Below are 15,104 nucleotides of genomic sequence, written 5' to 3'. Positions count from 1 at the left end.
GCTAATCTCCTCTGGTTTCTGTGTTGATGGTGCTGGTGGAACTGGTGGTTTCAGGGATTCTGGGTTCTTCGGGAGGGATGTCCGAGGGCAGCGGGCCGCGCTTGCGCCGCGCCCGGAAGGCGACGGCGGAGTAGGCGACCGCGGCGATGATGATGACGCCCTGCACGGCATCGCGCAGTGTCGAGGGGATGCCCGCGATGTTCAGCAGCATGAACAGGGCCTCGAGGGCGAAGGCACCGGCGACCGCGCCGACGATCCACCCTCGGCCACCGCCCAGCACGACGCCTCCGAGCACCACTGCCGTGATGGCGGTGAACTCGTATCCGCGGCCGACCGAGGGATGCACGCCGGCATATCCGACGAGGAGCACGGCCGACAGCGAGGCGGAGAGCGACGAGATGACGAACGCGCGCGTCGTCACCCAGGCGCGGCGGGCCCCGGCGTAGTCGACCGCACCGGCGTTGTCGCCGACCGCGATCAGCGTCTTGCCCAGCGGGCGCTTGGTGACCCAGATGCCGAGTCCCAGCCACACGATGAGCAGCAGCACCGCCCAGGGGATGAACTCGAGGAACGGCACGTCGCGGATGCCGCCGCGACCGATCTCGCGGAAGCTGTCGGCCGGGTTCCCGGTGGCCGCTCCCCCGGTCCACCACATCACTCCGCCCAGGAGGGCGAGCATCATGCCGAGCGTGACGATGAACGACGGCACCTTCAACAGTGTCGTGATCACCCCGTTCACGAGCCCGACGGCCACCGCGAAGACGATCATGAGCAGCAGGACCGGCACCGTGCGGGCGTCGTCCTGACCGACCAGGTTGCCGGCGATGATCACCTGCGCCGTGATGAGCGAGCCCTGCGAGAGGTCGAACTCCCCCGCGATGATCACGAAGTACTGGCCGATCGCGACGATCGCGATGGGCGCCACCCGCTGGATGAAGCGCATGAACTGACCGGGCTCCGCGAAGCTCGGGTTGAGGATCGTGACGGCCACCAGCAGCAGCACGAGCAGCAGGAACACGGCCCCGCGGGGACTCACGAGAGTGCGCAGCGCGTTCATGAGCGTCCTCCTTCCGTGGCGGTGCCGATATCGGATGCGGTGACAGTGGTGACGTCGGCGAGCTGCGACGCGGCGGCGGCCATCTCGGGCGCCGCCGCCTTCGCGGCATCGTCCCCACCGGTGCGGGTGCCTCCGGTGCCGAAGCGCGGACGGCGGCGGATGATCGAGCGGCGGCTGTAGACGGCCACCGCCGCGACGATGACGACGCCGCGGACGACGTCCTTGAGGAACGGGTTGACCTGCATGACGCTCATGACGTTGTCGACGACCGCGAGGATCGCCACGCCGCCGATCGTGCCCCAGACGGAGCCTCGGCCACCGAGCAGCAGCGTTCCGCCGAGCACGACCGCCGCGATCGAGAGCAGCGCGTAGCCGCCCTGCTGCCCGACGGTCGGGCTGCCGACGCCGAGGCGGCTGGCGAGCAGCAGACCCGCGAGACCCGCGAACACCGAGCAGAGCACGTGCGCCCAGATGAGCGGCATCCGGGTGCGCACGCCGGAGAGCCGGGCGATCTCGGGATCGCCGCCGACGGCGTAGAGGTGGGCGCCGGTGCGGGTGCGGTTGAGGAGCACCCAGATCACGACGGCCAGCACGATCATGATGAGCGTGGAGACCGGGATGGGGCCGACGCCGGTGGCGCCGATGAGCTGGAACGCCCAGGGCACCTTCCCCGCGGATCCCTCGAAGTTCGTGTTGAGGATGCCCTGCAGGATGAGTCCGACGCCGAGTGTGGCGATGAAGCCGTTGACCTTGAGCACCGTGACGATGAGCCCGTTCACGAGACCCACGCCGGCGCACACGAGCAGCGTGACGATCACGGCCACCGGGATGTTCGCCGCGTTGTCGTTCATCATCGTGGCCGCCAGCAGACTCGACAGGCTGATCACGTAGGTGACCGAGAGGTCGAGAGAGGCACCGATCACCACGAGCGTCTGCCCGATCGCGACGAGGCCGAGCACGCTCATGCCGGTCAGGATGTCGCGGATGTTGCCGGCACTGAGGAAGTTGCGCCCCACGGTGCCGACCAGGATCGCGCCGATGACGAGCACCAGGAGCAGGATGCCGAGCACGATGACCGTGGAATCGATCTTCAGACGCTTCATCGCGCACCTCCGTCCGTCGCGGTGCCGGGATCGAGGGTGCCCGGATGGGCGGCGCCGGTCGCGGCCCCGAGGATCTCGTGCTCGGCGGAGCCCGCCGGCAGTTCGGCGACGAGTTCGCCGTCGTGCATGACCAGGATCCGGTCGCTCATGCCGATCACCTCCGGCAGTTCGCTCGACACCATCAGCACGGCCTTCCCTTGCGCTGCGAGCTCGCGCATCAGCTGGTAGACGGCGTACTTGGCGCCGACGTCGATGCCGCGGGTGGGCTCGTCGAAGAGCACGATCTGCGGCTGGGTGAGCAGCCACTTGGCCAGCACCACCTTCTGCTGGTTGCCGCCGGAGAGGAAGCGCACCTCCTGATCCAGGCCCCGCGAGCTGACCTCGAGCGAGCTCAGGATGCCGGGCACCTCGCGACGGGATGCGGTGGTCCGCCCGGCGAAGACGCTGCGGACGACCAGGAGCGCGTTGTCGAGGACGGACTGCCCGAGGGCGAGGCCCTGCGCCTTGCGGTCCTCCGAGACGAGGGCGAGGCCGGCGCGGACGGCGGCGCGGGCGGTGCCGATGCGCACGGACGCCCCGTCGATGCGCATCGATCCGCGGGTGAAGGCCTGGATGCCGAACACCCCTTCCACCAGCTCCGTGCGTCCGGAACCCTGCAGCCCGGCGATGCCGACGATCTCCCCGGCGCGGAGGGTGAGGGAGACCCCGTCGACGTAGGCGTTGCCGCAGCCGTCGAGTTCGAGCCGCGCGTTCCCGACCGTCGTGCCCTCGACCGCATCCGGGAAGTACGACTGGATGGAGCGGCCGACCATGCGCCGCACGAGCTCATCCGTGGTGAGGGCGGCGGTGTCGTCGGTCGAGACGAGCGCGCCGTCCTTGAGGATCGTGATGCGGTCGCACAGGTCGAAGATCTCCTTCAACCGGTGCGAGACGTAGATCACGGCGACGCCGCGGGAGGTGAGCCGGCGGATGATCGCGTAGAGCAGCTCGACCTCGCGGTCGCTGAGGGCGGCGGTCGGCTCGTCCATCGAGATGACCTGAGCGTCGAACGAGAGCGCCTTGACGATCTCGACGATCTGCTGCTCGGCGACCGTCAGCGAACCGACGCGCGCGGTCGGCTCGATGAAGGAGACCCCGAGATCGGTCAGCAGATCGGCGGTCCGCGAGTTCATGGCGCGCTGGTCGACGAATCCCCGCCGACGCGGCTCGCGGCCGAGGTAGACGTTCTGCGCCACCGTGCGCTCCGGCAGCAGGGTGAACTCCTGGAAGACCGTGACGATGCCGGCATCCATCGCCTGGCGCGGGTGCGCGTGGTGCACCTCTTCGCCGCGGTAGGAAATCGTGCCCTCGTCGGCCGGCTGCACGCCGGCGATGATCTTCATCAGCGTGGACTTGCCCGCGCCGTTCTCGCCGACGAGACCGTGCACCTCGCCGGGCCGCACGTCGAAGTCGATGCCCTTGAGCACCTCGACGCCGAAGAACGACTTGCGGATGCCGGCCACCTGCAGCACGGGTTCGGTCGTGGTCGCGATCATGCCGTCACCTCCACCCATCGTCCGCCGTCGGCCGCCGAGGCGAGCACGGCCTCCGTGAGCACGGCCGAGCGGTATCCGTCGGCGAAAGTCGGGAGCCCATCGGGTTCCGCACCGGCGATCGCCGCATAGACGTCGGCGATGAAGCTGTTGAAGGCGTCCTGGTAGCCCATCGGGTGTCCCGCCGGAACCCGCTGCAGCCGCGCGGAATCCGGGTCGGCGGTGGCGGGGTCGCGCAGCAGCAGCCGCGATTCCTCACGCATGCCGATCCACAGCTCCTCCGGGCGCTCCTGCTCGAAGCGGAGGCTCTGTCGCGAGCCGTGCAGCTCGAGGGTGAGGGCATTCTTGCGGCCGGCGGCCATCTGCGAGATGAGCAGCGTGCCGAGGGCGCCCGACTCGGTCTCGACCAGCACCGCGACGATGTCCTCGGTGTCGACCGACTGCCCCGAGCGCTCCGAGAAGACCCGACGGGTGCGGGCGCTCAGCGCGTGGATGCGCTCGCCGATCACGAACTCGATCAGGTCGCACAGGTGCGATCCGATGTCGGCGAAGGCGCGGGATGCACCGCCGGACTCGGAGCGCACCCGCCAGTCGTCGTCGCTCGACAGCAGCATCCAGTCCTGCAGATAGGAGCAGTCGAGGGTGAGCAGGTCGCCGGCCTCGCCGCGGGCGATCCGTGCTCTGGCCTCGCGCACCATCGGGTGGTAGCGGTAGATGAAGGGGACGGCCGCCACCAGCCCGCGAGCCTCCGCGGTCTCGGCGAGAACCTTCGCGTCCTGCGCCGTCGTCGCCAGAGGCTTCTCGCACACGACGTGCTTGCCGGCGTTCAGAGCCTGGAGCGCCAGTTCGGCGTGCGTGGCGTTCGGCGTGCAGATGTGCACGACGTCGATGTCCGCCGCTGTCAGCAGACCGGCCGCATCGCTCTCGGCTCGACCGGCGCCGAGCGCCAGTGCGGCATCGCGGCTTCCTTCGCGAGAGCGGGTGGCGACGGCGCGCAGTTCGCCGCCGGCGTCGCGGGCCGCGGTGCGATGCACGCGGGCCATGAATCCTCCGCCGAGGATGCCGGCTCGGATCGTTCCGAGACCGGTGTCAGTGACATCCGTTGTCATGCGGCGATTCTGACACAGACCTACAGACTTTTGCTAGACCTTCGTCAAAAGTTATCTGACGGAAATCGGAAGTCGATCGGCGAGACGCCGAAGTGCTGTGGTTTACTGACGCAATGGTTGACGTTCTCAGGCCCGCTCCGGCGATCGCATCGGGGATCGGAGAGATCTTCCAGATCCTCCGCGACGGCCACGCCAGGACGAAGGCGGAACTCGCCGTCCTCACCGGACTCGCCCGGTCGACCGTCGCCCTGCGCGTCGACGCGCTCCTCGCCGCCGACCTCGTCCGTCCCGCCGGAGAAGCCGTCTCCACGGGTGGCCGACCGCCCGCACGCGTGGCCTTCAACCCGCGCGCCGGGCTCGTGCTGGCCGTCGACCTCGGCGCCACGCACGCGACGGTCGCGGTCGCCGACCTGGCCGCCGTCATCCTCGATGCCCGCACGCGCACGATCGACATCGGCGACGGACCGGAGAGCCTGCTCGACACGATCCTCGCCGACGCCGCCGAGCTGGTCGACTCGACCGCCGCCGGCCTCCCGCTCGTCGGTGTCGGCATCGGCGTGCCAGGCCCCGTCGAGCATTCCACCGGACGACCGACCAACCCGCCGATCATGCCGGGCTGGGACCGGTTCGATGTTCCGGCGTACGTGCAGAAGACCTTCGACGTGCCCGTTCTCGTCGACAACGACGTCAACATCCTCGCCCTCGGCGAGCAGGCGATGAGCTGGCCGCAGGTCGAGGACCTCGTCTTCGTCAAGGTCTCGACGGGCATCGGCGCCGGCATCATCGCGGGTGGACAGCTGCAGCGCGGCGCGCAGGGATCCGCGGGAGACATGGGCCACGTGCAGGTGCCCGCGGGCGCGGGGTCGACCCGCGAGCCGGGCGATGAGCGCGACCTCGAGGCCCTCGCCAGCGGTTCCGCACTCGCGATCGCGCTCCGCGAGGAGGGGCTCGACGTGCACGGGCCCTCGGATGTGGTCGATCTGGTCCGCGCCGGAAACGCCGCCGCGATCGAGGCCACCCGTCAGGCGGGGCGTGATGTCGGCGAGGTCCTCGCGACCGTCGTCAATCTCCTGAACCCGTCGATCATCGTGCTGGGCGGCAGCATCGCCCGCGCCGGTGAGCACCTGCTCGCGGGTGTGCGCGAGGTCGTCTACCGCCGCTCGATCCCGCTCGCGACGCAGCATCTGGCGATCGTGCAGTCCCAGGCGGGCGACCGCGCGGCCGTGCTGGGGGCCGCGATCATGGTCGCGCGCGAGGTGCTCTCCCCTGCGAGCGTCGACCGCTACGTGGCGGCGAAGGCGCGCTGATCCGCACCCCCGCCGCCCCGAGCGGCGACCGTCAGAGCGTGGCCTCGAACGGATCGAAGTCCGCGGCGATCGCGCCCACCTGATCCAGCGTGCTCTCGACCGGGACGAAGCTCCGCGATTCGGCCGCCTCCTCGATCGACAGGAGCGTGTCGAGCACGTGGTAGCCGAACTCCCCGGTGGCGACGTGCGGCCGGCCGGCGGCGATCGAGCGCGCCATGTCGAGCAGCCCGACGCCGCGGCCGGAGAGCACACCCTCCTGCGCGACGTCGACGATCTCCTGCGTCATCGGCTCCGGCGGAACGAACTGACGGGTGAGCGGACGCGTGATGGTGATCGGGCCGCCGAAGGTGTTCGGGTCGGGGATCACGATCGTGCCCTCGGTGCCGGTGATCTCGACGATCCCTTGCCGCAGCAGCGGTGAGTCGGTGCTGTACAGGCTCTGCGCCTGGCCGCCCTCCTCGAAGTCCATCAGCACGCTGAGCGTGGACGGGATCTCGACCGGGAACTCCTGGCCCGCCAGCTCGCCGACCTGCACACGGCGCGTCGGCGACCCCTGCAGCCCGAGGGCGGCGACCGCGGCGACCGGTCCGAACACGTGCACGAGGGTCGACACGTAGTACGGGCCCATGTCGAGCAGCGGCCCCGCGCCCTTGGCGTAGAGGAACGCAGGATTCGGGTGGAAGATCTCCGGACCCTGCCACTGGAAGGTGGTCTGACCGAACAGCGGGCGCCCGATGTCGCCGCGCGCGATCGCCCGCTTGGCGGTCTGCACGCCCGGCCCGAGCACGGTATCCGGGGCCACGCCGACGCGCAGACCGGCGGCATCCGCCTTCTCCAGCAGCCGACGCGACTCCTCGCGGCTGACGCCGATCGGCTTCTCTGTCCAGACGTGCTTGCCCGCGGCGATGATCGCCTCGGAGACCTCGACATGCACCGCCGGGATCGTCAGGTTCACGACGATGTCGATCTCGGGGTCGTCGAGCACCACGTCGACGCCGCCGGCACGCGGGACGCCGTACTTCGCGGCCTGCGCCTTCGCACGCTCCTCGATGACGTCGGCGACCGCGATCACACGGACATCCGGGAAGGTGGTGAGGTTCGACAGGTACTGGTCGCTGATGTTCCCGGCACCGATGATGCCGACTCCGACGGGACCCGCCATCAGCCGGCCACCTTCTCGTCGAGGAAGACACGGCTGCGCTCGATCGCGTCGAACAGGTCGCCCTCGTAGTGGTCGAACTCGACGATCGCGAGCTCGAGCGCCGGGGCTGCGGCGATGGCTTCGACCAGCGGAACGGATCCCTCGCCCGCGGCCACCTGGTCGGCGGGCGGGTAGGCGCCGGCGAGCGCCGGGTCGAGCGTGCCGTCCTTCGCGTGCACGGCGATCACGCGGTCACCCAGGCGCTGCAGCAGCGCGACGGGGTCGACACCGCCGCGAGCCACCCAATAGAGGTCGACCTCGAGCACGACGCGCTCGTCGAGCAGCCCCGCGAGGACCTCCAACCCGGTCACCCCGCCGAAGACGGCCTCCAGCTCGTGGGCGTGGTTGTGATATCCGACGCGGACGCCGACGGTCGCGCCGATCTCGGCGGCCGCGTTCAGCAGGCGGGCCGTCTCCTCGATCTGCTCGACCGACTCCCAGCGTGCGGGCTCGGTGTACGGGTCGATGACCGTGTCCATCCCCAGCACCCGGGCGGCGGCGAAGACGACGTCGGGCGTGGGGACGGGGATGGTCGTGCCGCTGCCGTCGGGGTTCACGAACGACTCCGAAGCGAGGAAGGCGTGCCCGGACGGGGCGGTGAGCCCGGCGGCCGAGAGCGCGGCGGCGAGTGGCTCGGCACGGCGGACGAAGTCGTAGGGCTCCACGGCGGTGAAGCCGCGTGCGGCGACCGCCGTGAGCGTGCCCTCCAGGTCGGCCTCCAGCTGGTCCTTGATCGTGAACAGCTGCAGGGAGGTCTGAATCGTCATCGGTCGTGCTCCTTCGGTCTTCGGTGACATGTGGGGGTCACTACCCCGTGCAGGCACGCTACCACCAAATACCTCCACGTGGAAGTTTTGATTCGCTAGACTCCCCCCATGCCCGCCGACACGCCAGAGCCTGCCGAGCAGCCCCGCCCGCGCGGCACCTACGCCAAGGGGATCGCTCGCCGACAGGAGATCCTCGATCGCGCCATCGAGGTCTTCGCCGAACGCGGTTCCGACCGCACAAGCCTGCGGGCGATCGCGCGCGAAGTGGGCGTCACGCACGCCGCCCTCACCCACTACTTCGGGTCTCTCGAAGAGCTGCTCGTCGCCGTCTACGAGGAGAGCAACGCGCCGGGGCGGCAGCCCGATCCCCCATCGGCGGATGCGACGCCGGTCGAGATGATGATCGAGTCGGCACGCTTCAACCGCGCGATCCCCGGCCTCGTGCAGCTGTATTCGACCCTTGTCGCGTCGGCACTCGAGGAGGGCCACCCGGCGGCGCGCACGTTCGCCACCGGTCGTTTCACACGTCTGCGCGAACGGCTCGCCGAGACCGTGCGGCGACAGCAGGAAGGCGGGCAGATCCGGAAAGACGTCGACGCGGACGCCGTCGCGGCTCTCGTCGTCGCGGCGTCGGACGGCCTTCAGACGCAGTGGCTGCTCGACGAGACGGCCCCGCAGCACGAGGCGCTCGCGCTGCTCGACCGGCTGCTGCGCCCGCCCGCGTGACCGACCGCGGACCGGCCGGGAGCACCCGCCGTCGGGCTAGGCTCGAAGCGTGACGCCCGTGCCGGACTCCCCCTACGCCCGGGCGCTCGGCGAACGCATCGACGAGCTGCACCCTCGCCTGCGCGCCTACTTCTCGGCGGTCCCCGACGGCGCCGTCGGCATCGGCGAGGGCGTGTTCCACGTCGTCGGCACGCCGCGGCGGTGGCTGTGGCCCGTGCTCCGCGTCCTCGAACGTCGCAGGGTCGTCGCCGGGGTCTGGGAGCGCGACGTGCCCTTCCGCGTCGAGAACCGCACGATCGCATCGAGGGCCATCGGCGAGCGCACGTTCCGCTTCACCCGCGGCCCGTGGGTCATGCGCGATGCGGTCGCGCTCACCCGGCACGGTCGCGTGCTCGACGAACTCGGCGAACCCGGACTCATCGCGGCCTGCTTCGACGTCGACGTGCGCGACGGCGCATTGCACCTCACGAGTCGGGCTGTCGGGGTGCGACTCGGACGGCTCCGAATCCGCGTCCCCCGCCTGATCGCACCGGTCGTCCGCCTCACGGAGCGCTTCGACGACGCCATCGACCGGCAGCAGGTGGCACTCACGATCGACGCGCCTCTCCTCGGCCGCGTGTACGAATACCGGGGCGACTTCGAGTACCGCGTCCCGCACATCGCCGAGGTCCCCCGCACCGCAGAGAAGGAGCAGTCCGCATGAGCACAGGCCGGGTCGTCATCGGCGGGTCCACGGGCTTCATGGGGAGCCACCTCGTCTCCCGACTCCGCGCCGAGGGCCGCGAGGTCGTCACGATCTCGCGCTCCGGCGCCGACTTCCGCTGGGGCGATCAGGTCGAGATCGACCGCGCGGTCGACGGCGCCTCCCTGGTCATCGGCCTCGCGGGCAAGAGCGTCAACTGCCGGTACACGCCGGAGAACCGCGCGGAGATCTTCCGGTCGCGGCTCGACACCACCGCCTCGCTGAGCACGGCGATCGCCCGCGCATCTGCACCTCCGGCCGTGTGGGTGAACTCCTCGACGGCCACGATCTACCGGCACGCCGAAGACCGTCCGATGACCGAATCCACGGGCGAGCTCGGCACCGGCTTCTCGGTCGAGGTCGCGAAGGCCTGGGAGAAGGCGTTGTTCGCCGAAGAGCTGCCCGCCACTCGCCGCGTCGCCCTCCGCAGCGCCATCGTGCTCGGCCACGGCGGCGTGCTCGGGCCCCTGAAGAACCTCGTCCGGCTCGGGCTCGGCGGTCCGCAGTACGACGGTCGGTGGCCCGCGAGCGCCGCGCGACGCCGGGCCGGGACCGTTCACCACTTCCGCGCGCGCCGCGGGAGTCAGCGGTTCAGCTGGGTGCACATCGACGACGTCGCGCGCATCATCGACTTCATCGAGCAGACGCCGTCACTCGAGGGTCCCGTCAACGTCGCATCCCCGAATCCGGTCGACAACGTCGAGTTCATGGCGACGATCAGGCGGGTGCTGGGTGCTCGCATCGGGCCGCCGCTGCCCCGCTGGATGCTCGAGCTCGGCGCCATCGGCATCCGTACCGAGACCGAACTCGTCTTGAAGAGCCGGTGGGTGCTGCCGGAGAAGCTCACCGCCGCGGGCTTCGAGTTCCGCCACCCGCAGTTGGAAGAGGCGATCCGCGAGTCCTTCGACCGCGGAGGGGTCTCGGCCTAGGAGGCGGCGCCGGCGGATCCGGAGGCGGCGTCCCCGTCGCGGCGGCGCTTCTCGAGCTCCTCGCGGAGCCGCCATTCCTCGATCTCGCGGTCGAGGTCGGCGATCTGCTGCTCGGTCGTGCGCGTGTCCGCCGGCGGCGAGGGACGCACGTCGGTGCGGGTGGCGGTCGGCCGCTCGGCGCGACGCACGCGCGGGATGGAGATGCCGGCCTCGCCGTACTCGCGTCCGATGGCGAACCACAGCACGCTGCCGACGAACGGCAACAGGATCACGATGATGATCCACACCATCTTCGGCAGGTGCTTCACCAGGGCGCTGTCGCGGGTGATGATGTCGATCAGTGCGCCGATCATCAGGGCGATGACGAGGAGCGAGAACAGGAACGGCATGAGTTCAGGGTAGACGACGGCGTGCCGGACCGCGCCGACCCGAACCGCTTCTACGGCAGCAGGTGTCCGGCGGCGCGGAACAGCTCGTACCACTCGGGCCGGGTCAGCTCGAGGTCGGCGCCCATCGCGGCCTCGCGCACGCGCTGGGGTGTGGTCGTGCCGAGGACCACCTGCATGCCGGCGGGGTGACGGGTGATCCAGGCGGTCGCGATGGCGAGCGGAGTCACGCCGTACGACGCCGCGAGGCGATCGATCACCGCGTTCAGCTCGGGGTACTCGGGGTTGCCGAGGAACACGCCGTGACCGCGGCCGTCCTGGAACGGCGACCAGGCCTGGATCGTGATGCCGTTGATGCGGCAGTACTCCACGATGCCGCCACCGTCGCGCACGGCGCTCTGCTCGTGGCCGGCGATGTTCGCCGCGACCGGCTGAGCGAGGATCGGCGCATGGGTGATCGACAGCTGCAGCTGGTTGGCGACCAGCGGCTGCCGGACGGCCGTGCGGAGCAGATCGATCTGCCGCGGCGTGTGGTTCGAGACGCCGAAGGCGCGGACCTTGCCCGAGGCCTCCAGATCGTCGAACGCGCGGGCGACCTCTTCGGGCTCGACGAGGATGTCGGGGCGGTGGAGCAGCAGCACGTCGAGGCGGTCGGTCTGCAGGGCGGTGAGCGACCCTTCGACCTGGGTCACGATGTGCTCGTAGGAGAAGTCGAACGTCCCCTGCGCGGGCACGATCCCGCACTTGGTCTGCAGCACGATCTCGTCGCGCTCGGAGGCGCTGAGCCGCAGCGCATCGGCGAAGCGCGCCTCGCACTGGTGCATGCTCCCGCCGTAGATGTCGGCGTGGTCGAAGAAGTCGATGCCGGACTCCCGCGCTGTGGCGTAGAGCGCCCGGATGTGCGCCTCGTCTTTATCGTTGATGCGCATCATGCCGGCGATGACGGCGGGGGCGGTGGACGATCCGAACGGCACGGTCTTCATACGGACCACGCTACTGTGCGCGTCCGACGTCAGTCGTCGGCCGTGGATGCCGGGAGGAGTCTCGTGATCGGGATGTCGAGCGCCGCGGCGATGCCGGCGAGGTCGACGACGGTGAAGTCGACCTGACCCTCCAGCAGCTCCGAGAGCGCGTCCGGCGTGATGCCCGAGAGCTCGGACAGTCGAGCGAACGACAGCCCGGCGTGCATTCGCGCGCCGTTCACGGTGGATGCCAACATCTGACGCAATTCTGTCCCCATACGCCTACGCTAGTACCCCGCACGGACACGCAGACCTGTCGATTGCACCATAATGGCGGCATTCTGGAGTCGGTGCGCTGCTATCGTGAGCCGGGTGAAGACACCGGCCGAGGAATTCAACAACGCCGTGGGGCGCCAGATCCGCGGCGAGATCGCCGCGTCCAGGAGCAGCATCGCGGCGATGGCGCGCACCATCGGTATCGCGCGCAGCGCCCTCGACAACTACGTCACCGGCAAGCGTGCCATCCCGGTCCCGGTCGTCTACTCGGTCTGCGACGCTCTCGGCCTCGAGCCCCACGTGCTCTTCGCTCGCGCAGAGGAACGCCTCAGAGCAGACGGGGAGACGAGCGCGCGCATCACCCCGATCCGCCCCACCCCCGATGTCGCCGGTCCGCGAGAAGATACCCGCGAGGTCGCCTTCGAATCCCGCACGTCGCACGACTCGGATACGGACGACCTCTACGACTAGCGGCGCATACGCTGCCGCCCCGGCACGGCGAGGAGGAGAGCGATGGACGACCTTCTGCACCTCGCCGAGGAACAGCGACTGCGCATCGTCGAGGGTCCCGGCCGCACGCGCGGCGGCTTCGATCCCCTGACCCGCACGATCCGACTCAGTCCCGGTATGAGCGCGCGCACCACACGCAGTGTGCTCGCCCACGAGCTCGGGCATGCGCAGTTCGGGCACACTCCCGCGCGCGTGCCCGTGATCCGTGCGCAGCAGGAGCGCCAGGCCGACGAGTGGGCGGCCTGTCGGCTGATCACCTCACGTGCCTATGCCGAGGCAGAAGAGCTCCGCGGGCCGCACCTGGCCAGTCTGGCCTTCGAGCTCGGGGTCACCATCGAGCTGGTCACCGCCTACCAGCAGCTCCTGCGTCAGGGTGCCGTCCCGGTCGCTGGTTGAATACCGTCATGGCCTTCCTCGTCGCTCCCGCCCCCGTCACCCTCACCGGCGAACTCGTCGAACTCCGTCCGCTCGAGCGCTCGCACGTCGACGGTCTCATCGACGCCGTGCAGGAGGGCGACCTGTGGAAGACGGCCTGGTACACCTCGGTTCCGGCCCCCGACGGCGTGGGCGCAGAAGTCGACCGACGCCTCTCGCTCATCGAGAAGGGCGAGATGGTGCCGTTCACCGCTTTCGGCGCCGACGGACGCATCCTCGGACTCACCTCGTACTACGACATCGTCGCCGACGTCCCGCGTCTGCACATCGGCTACACCTGGAACCGTCCGTCCGCCCACGGCACGGGTACGAACGCCGAGTCCAAGCTCCTCCTGCTCCGGCACGCCTTCGAGACGCTCGGGGTGTTCCGCGTCGGCCTGACCACGCAGTGGGTCAACTTCCAGTCCCGCACAGCTATCGAGCGGCTCGGAGCCAAGCAGGACGGCGTGATGCGGGCCATGAGCCGCTACCGCAACGGCGCGCTGCGCGACAGTGTGGAGTTCTCGATCATCGAGCCGGAGTGGCCCGCGGTGAGGGCCAACCTCGAGGCGAGGCTCGCCAAACGACGTTGAGCGGACCGCGTTGAGCGGACGGCATTGCCGTCCGCGATGCGTCACTCGGTGGCGTTGCCCGACCAGTTGTTCGCCCGACGCGTGGCCGAGCCCCGCTGGCGGAAGATGAACGCCATGGCCAGCGTGACGAGCAGGAGGCCGCCGCAGAACGCGAGCGCCTGGAAGTCGGGCAGCCCGAACGAGATGCCCATCGTCCAGATGCCTCCGATGAAGAGGATCATGAAGAAGAGGAAGCTGAGGATCACGGGATCTCCTGTCGTCGGTGCCATCTACCAGGATAGCCCCGGCGCGGAAACCCCCTGTGCACCGGACTCGCGGCCTGGTGTCCTCGGAGGATGAAGACACCATTGACCGCGGTCGCCGTCTCCTGCACCCTGAAGCCGTCGCCCGCCTCCTCCAGTTCCGACCTTCTCGCCACGCAGCTGCTCGAGGCCCTCGCCGGTCACGGCATCACGGGCGACCTGGTCCGCGCCGTCGATCTGTCGATCAGCCCCGGCGTGGAGAAGGACATGGGTGACGGCGACGAGTGGCCGAGCGTGCGCCGACGCATCCTCGACGCCGACATCCTCGTGTTCGCCACTCCCACGTGGATGGGACAGCACTCCAGCGTCGCGCAGCGCGTGCTCGAACGCCTCGACGCCGAGCTCGGCGAGACAGACGCGCGAGGACGGCCCACCCTCTTCGACAAGGTCGCGATCGCGGGCATCGTCGGCAACGAGGACGGTGCCCACCACATCGCGGCGATCCTCTTCCAGTCGCTGAACGACGTCGGTTTCACCATCCCGGCCCAGGGCTCGGTCTACTGGAACGGGGAGGCGATGCACACCACCGATTACAAGGACCTCGACGAGACCCCCGAGAAGGTCGCCTCGGCGATCGGGACGGCGGCGCGGAACGCCGCGCACCTCGCTCGGCTGCTCAAGGCGCAGGAGTACCCGGCGGGGTGATGTCGATCACCCCGTGAGGTCGAGCACCCACTCGTTCACGGTCAGTTCTGCGCCCCGGAACGCCTCAGTGAACGTGCCGACCAGGGCGAAGCCGTTCCGGCGGCAGACGCTGTTGGACGCCGGGTTGTCGACGCCGGGGAATGCGGCGAGGAAACGCCTGCCACCTCGATGTGCGCGGGCATCGTCGATGAGCAGGGCGAGGGCTTTCGATGCGACGCCGCGCCCCTGCGCCTCGGGGCGGACGAACCAGCCGGTCTCCAGCGCGGGCTCGTCCCGCCAGCCCATGCGCCAGTAGCCGATCGAACCGAGTGAGGCCCCCGCGGCATCTTCGATCACGAACATCCTCGCCTCGCCGGAGGCCACGAGCCGCAGGTAGCGGGTCTGACGTTCGACGACCTGCTCTTCGGTCTCCGGACCGTTCAGATGGGCCGTCATCGCCGGGGTGTTCGCGGCGTGCAGCAGCTCGAGATCGTTCTCGGACCAGAGTCGGAGCCTGAGGGAATCCATGCACGGATGTTCGCATGAGCCACCGACGCTCTACCG

At 69.7% G+C, this 15,104-nt stretch carries 19 protein-coding genes; 8 read left to right on the top strand and 11 right to left on the bottom strand.

Annotated features, from left to right (window positions below):
• Position 1: 1 nt before the first annotated feature.
• The 4 genes from ACCO44_RS09120 to ACCO44_RS09105 are packed head-to-tail and all read right to left on the bottom strand — an operon-like array spanning position 2 to position 4,801.
• The gene (locus tag ACCO44_RS09120; protein ID WP_372469330.1) at positions 2-1,057 is read right to left on the bottom strand and encodes an ABC transporter permease; all 1,056 of its coding nucleotides are present in this window, start codon (positions 1,055-1,057) and stop codon (positions 2-4) included.
• Positions 1,054-2,160 (bottom strand): ABC transporter permease, encoded by a 1,107-nt coding sequence (locus tag ACCO44_RS09115; RefSeq protein ID WP_372469329.1) that lies wholly within the window; start codon positions 2,158-2,160, stop codon positions 1,054-1,056. Before ACCO44_RS09115 ends, ACCO44_RS09120 begins: the two co-directional genes overlap by 4 nt.
• The gene (locus tag ACCO44_RS09110) at positions 2,157-3,695 is read right to left on the bottom strand and encodes a sugar ABC transporter ATP-binding protein (protein ID WP_372469328.1); all 1,539 of its coding nucleotides are present in this window, start codon (positions 3,693-3,695) and stop codon (positions 2,157-2,159) included. The genes ACCO44_RS09115 and ACCO44_RS09110 overlap by 4 nt, the downstream gene beginning before the upstream one ends.
• A complete protein-coding gene (locus ACCO44_RS09105; RefSeq protein ID WP_372469327.1) occupies positions 3,692-4,801 on the bottom strand; it encodes a Gfo/Idh/MocA family protein in 1,110 nt (369 codons plus the stop codon). Before ACCO44_RS09105 ends, ACCO44_RS09110 begins: the two co-directional genes overlap by 4 nt.
• A gap of 113 nt (positions 4,802-4,914) precedes the next feature.
• Here ACCO44_RS09105 and ACCO44_RS09100 point away from each other — a divergent pair, with 113 nt between their 5' ends.
• On the top strand, positions 4,915-6,108 hold the full coding sequence (locus tag ACCO44_RS09100; RefSeq protein WP_372469326.1) for an ROK family protein: 1,194 nt from the start codon (positions 4,915-4,917) through the stop codon (positions 6,106-6,108).
• Between the two features lie 31 nt (positions 6,109-6,139).
• Here ACCO44_RS09100 and ACCO44_RS09095 read toward each other — a convergent pair whose 3' ends face one another.
• Entirely contained in the window at positions 6,140-7,270 is a 1,131-nt protein-coding gene (locus tag ACCO44_RS09095; RefSeq protein ID WP_372469325.1) for a Gfo/Idh/MocA family protein, read from the bottom strand.
• A complete protein-coding gene (locus ACCO44_RS09090) occupies positions 7,270-8,076 on the bottom strand; it encodes a sugar phosphate isomerase/epimerase family protein (protein ID WP_372469324.1) in 807 nt (268 codons plus the stop codon). Before ACCO44_RS09090 ends, ACCO44_RS09095 begins: the two co-directional genes overlap by 1 nt.
• A gap of 108 nt (positions 8,077-8,184) precedes the next feature.
• On the opposite strand from ACCO44_RS09090, the gene ACCO44_RS09085 reads away from it, so the two are divergent.
• From ACCO44_RS09085 to ACCO44_RS09075, 3 genes are read left to right on the top strand one after another with little or no spacing between them, the layout of a single operon-like run.
• Positions 8,185-8,802 (top strand): TetR/AcrR family transcriptional regulator, encoded by a 618-nt coding sequence (locus tag ACCO44_RS09085; protein ID WP_105710969.1) that lies wholly within the window; start codon positions 8,185-8,187, stop codon positions 8,800-8,802.
• A 49-nt stretch (positions 8,803-8,851) separates the two neighbouring features.
• Positions 8,852-9,505, top strand: coding sequence for a DUF4166 domain-containing protein (locus ACCO44_RS09080; RefSeq protein WP_372469322.1), 654 nt, complete (start codon positions 8,852-8,854; stop codon positions 9,503-9,505).
• Entirely contained in the window at positions 9,502-10,473 is a 972-nt protein-coding gene (locus ACCO44_RS09075) for an epimerase (protein ID WP_372469320.1), read from the top strand. Before ACCO44_RS09080 ends, ACCO44_RS09075 begins: the two co-directional genes overlap by 4 nt.
• Here ACCO44_RS09075 and ACCO44_RS09070 read toward each other — a convergent pair.
• The 3 genes from ACCO44_RS09070 to ACCO44_RS09060 are packed head-to-tail and all read right to left on the bottom strand — an operon-like array spanning position 10,470 to position 12,099.
• Entirely contained in the window at positions 10,470-10,862 is a 393-nt protein-coding gene (locus ACCO44_RS09070) for a PLD nuclease N-terminal domain-containing protein (protein ID WP_105710972.1), read from the bottom strand. The genes ACCO44_RS09075 and ACCO44_RS09070 overlap by 4 nt on opposite strands.
• A 50-nt stretch (positions 10,863-10,912) precedes the next feature.
• Complete coding sequence (locus ACCO44_RS09065) at positions 10,913-11,842, bottom strand: aldo/keto reductase family oxidoreductase (RefSeq protein ID WP_372469318.1); 930 nt, start codon at positions 11,840-11,842, stop codon at positions 10,913-10,915.
• Positions 11,843-11,871: 29 nt separating this feature from the next.
• Positions 11,872-12,099, bottom strand: coding sequence for a helix-turn-helix domain-containing protein (locus ACCO44_RS09060; protein WP_372469317.1), 228 nt, complete (start codon positions 12,097-12,099; stop codon positions 11,872-11,874).
• A 94-nt stretch (positions 12,100-12,193) separates the two neighbouring features.
• Between ACCO44_RS09060 and ACCO44_RS09055 the strand changes: the two genes are divergently transcribed.
• Genes ACCO44_RS09055 through ACCO44_RS09045 form a run of 3 tightly spaced genes read left to right on the top strand, consistent with a single transcriptional unit; the run spans position 12,194 to position 13,614 of the window.
• Positions 12,194-12,568, top strand: a complete 375-nt coding sequence (locus ACCO44_RS09055) for a helix-turn-helix domain-containing protein (RefSeq protein WP_231481830.1) — start codon at positions 12,194-12,196, stop codon at positions 12,566-12,568.
• A gap of 42 nt (positions 12,569-12,610) precedes the next feature.
• Complete coding sequence (locus tag ACCO44_RS09050; protein ID WP_105710975.1) at positions 12,611-13,003, top strand: ImmA/IrrE family metallo-endopeptidase; 393 nt, start codon at positions 12,611-12,613, stop codon at positions 13,001-13,003.
• An 8-nt stretch (positions 13,004-13,011) separates the two neighbouring features.
• The gene (locus ACCO44_RS09045; protein ID WP_372469316.1) at positions 13,012-13,614 is read left to right on the top strand and encodes a GNAT family N-acetyltransferase; all 603 of its coding nucleotides are present in this window, start codon (positions 13,012-13,014) and stop codon (positions 13,612-13,614) included.
• 41 nt (positions 13,615-13,655) lie between these two features.
• On the opposite strand, the gene ACCO44_RS09040 is transcribed toward ACCO44_RS09045, so the two are convergent.
• Positions 13,656-13,883, bottom strand: a complete 228-nt coding sequence (locus tag ACCO44_RS09040) for a hypothetical protein (RefSeq protein ID WP_372469315.1) — start codon at positions 13,881-13,883, stop codon at positions 13,656-13,658.
• A 66-nt stretch (positions 13,884-13,949) separates the two neighbouring features.
• Here ACCO44_RS09040 and ACCO44_RS09035 point away from each other — a divergent pair, with 66 nt between their 5' ends.
• Positions 13,950-14,561 (top strand): flavodoxin family protein, encoded by a 612-nt coding sequence (locus tag ACCO44_RS09035; RefSeq protein ID WP_105710976.1) that lies wholly within the window; start codon positions 13,950-13,952, stop codon positions 14,559-14,561.
• 6 nt (positions 14,562-14,567) lie between these two features.
• On the opposite strand, the gene ACCO44_RS09030 is transcribed toward ACCO44_RS09035, so the two are convergent.
• The gene (locus tag ACCO44_RS09030) at positions 14,568-15,068 is read right to left on the bottom strand and encodes a GNAT family N-acetyltransferase (RefSeq protein WP_372469314.1); all 501 of its coding nucleotides are present in this window, start codon (positions 15,066-15,068) and stop codon (positions 14,568-14,570) included.
• Between the last annotated feature and the right edge of the window lie 36 nt (positions 15,069-15,104).

Source organism: Microbacterium maritypicum (assembly GCF_041529975.1).
In the GTDB taxonomy this organism is placed as follows: Bacteria; Actinomycetota; Actinomycetes; order Actinomycetales; family Microbacteriaceae; genus Microbacterium.
Note: the sequence above shows the minus strand (reverse complement) of the source record. Positions and strands in the feature narration are given on the sequence as shown.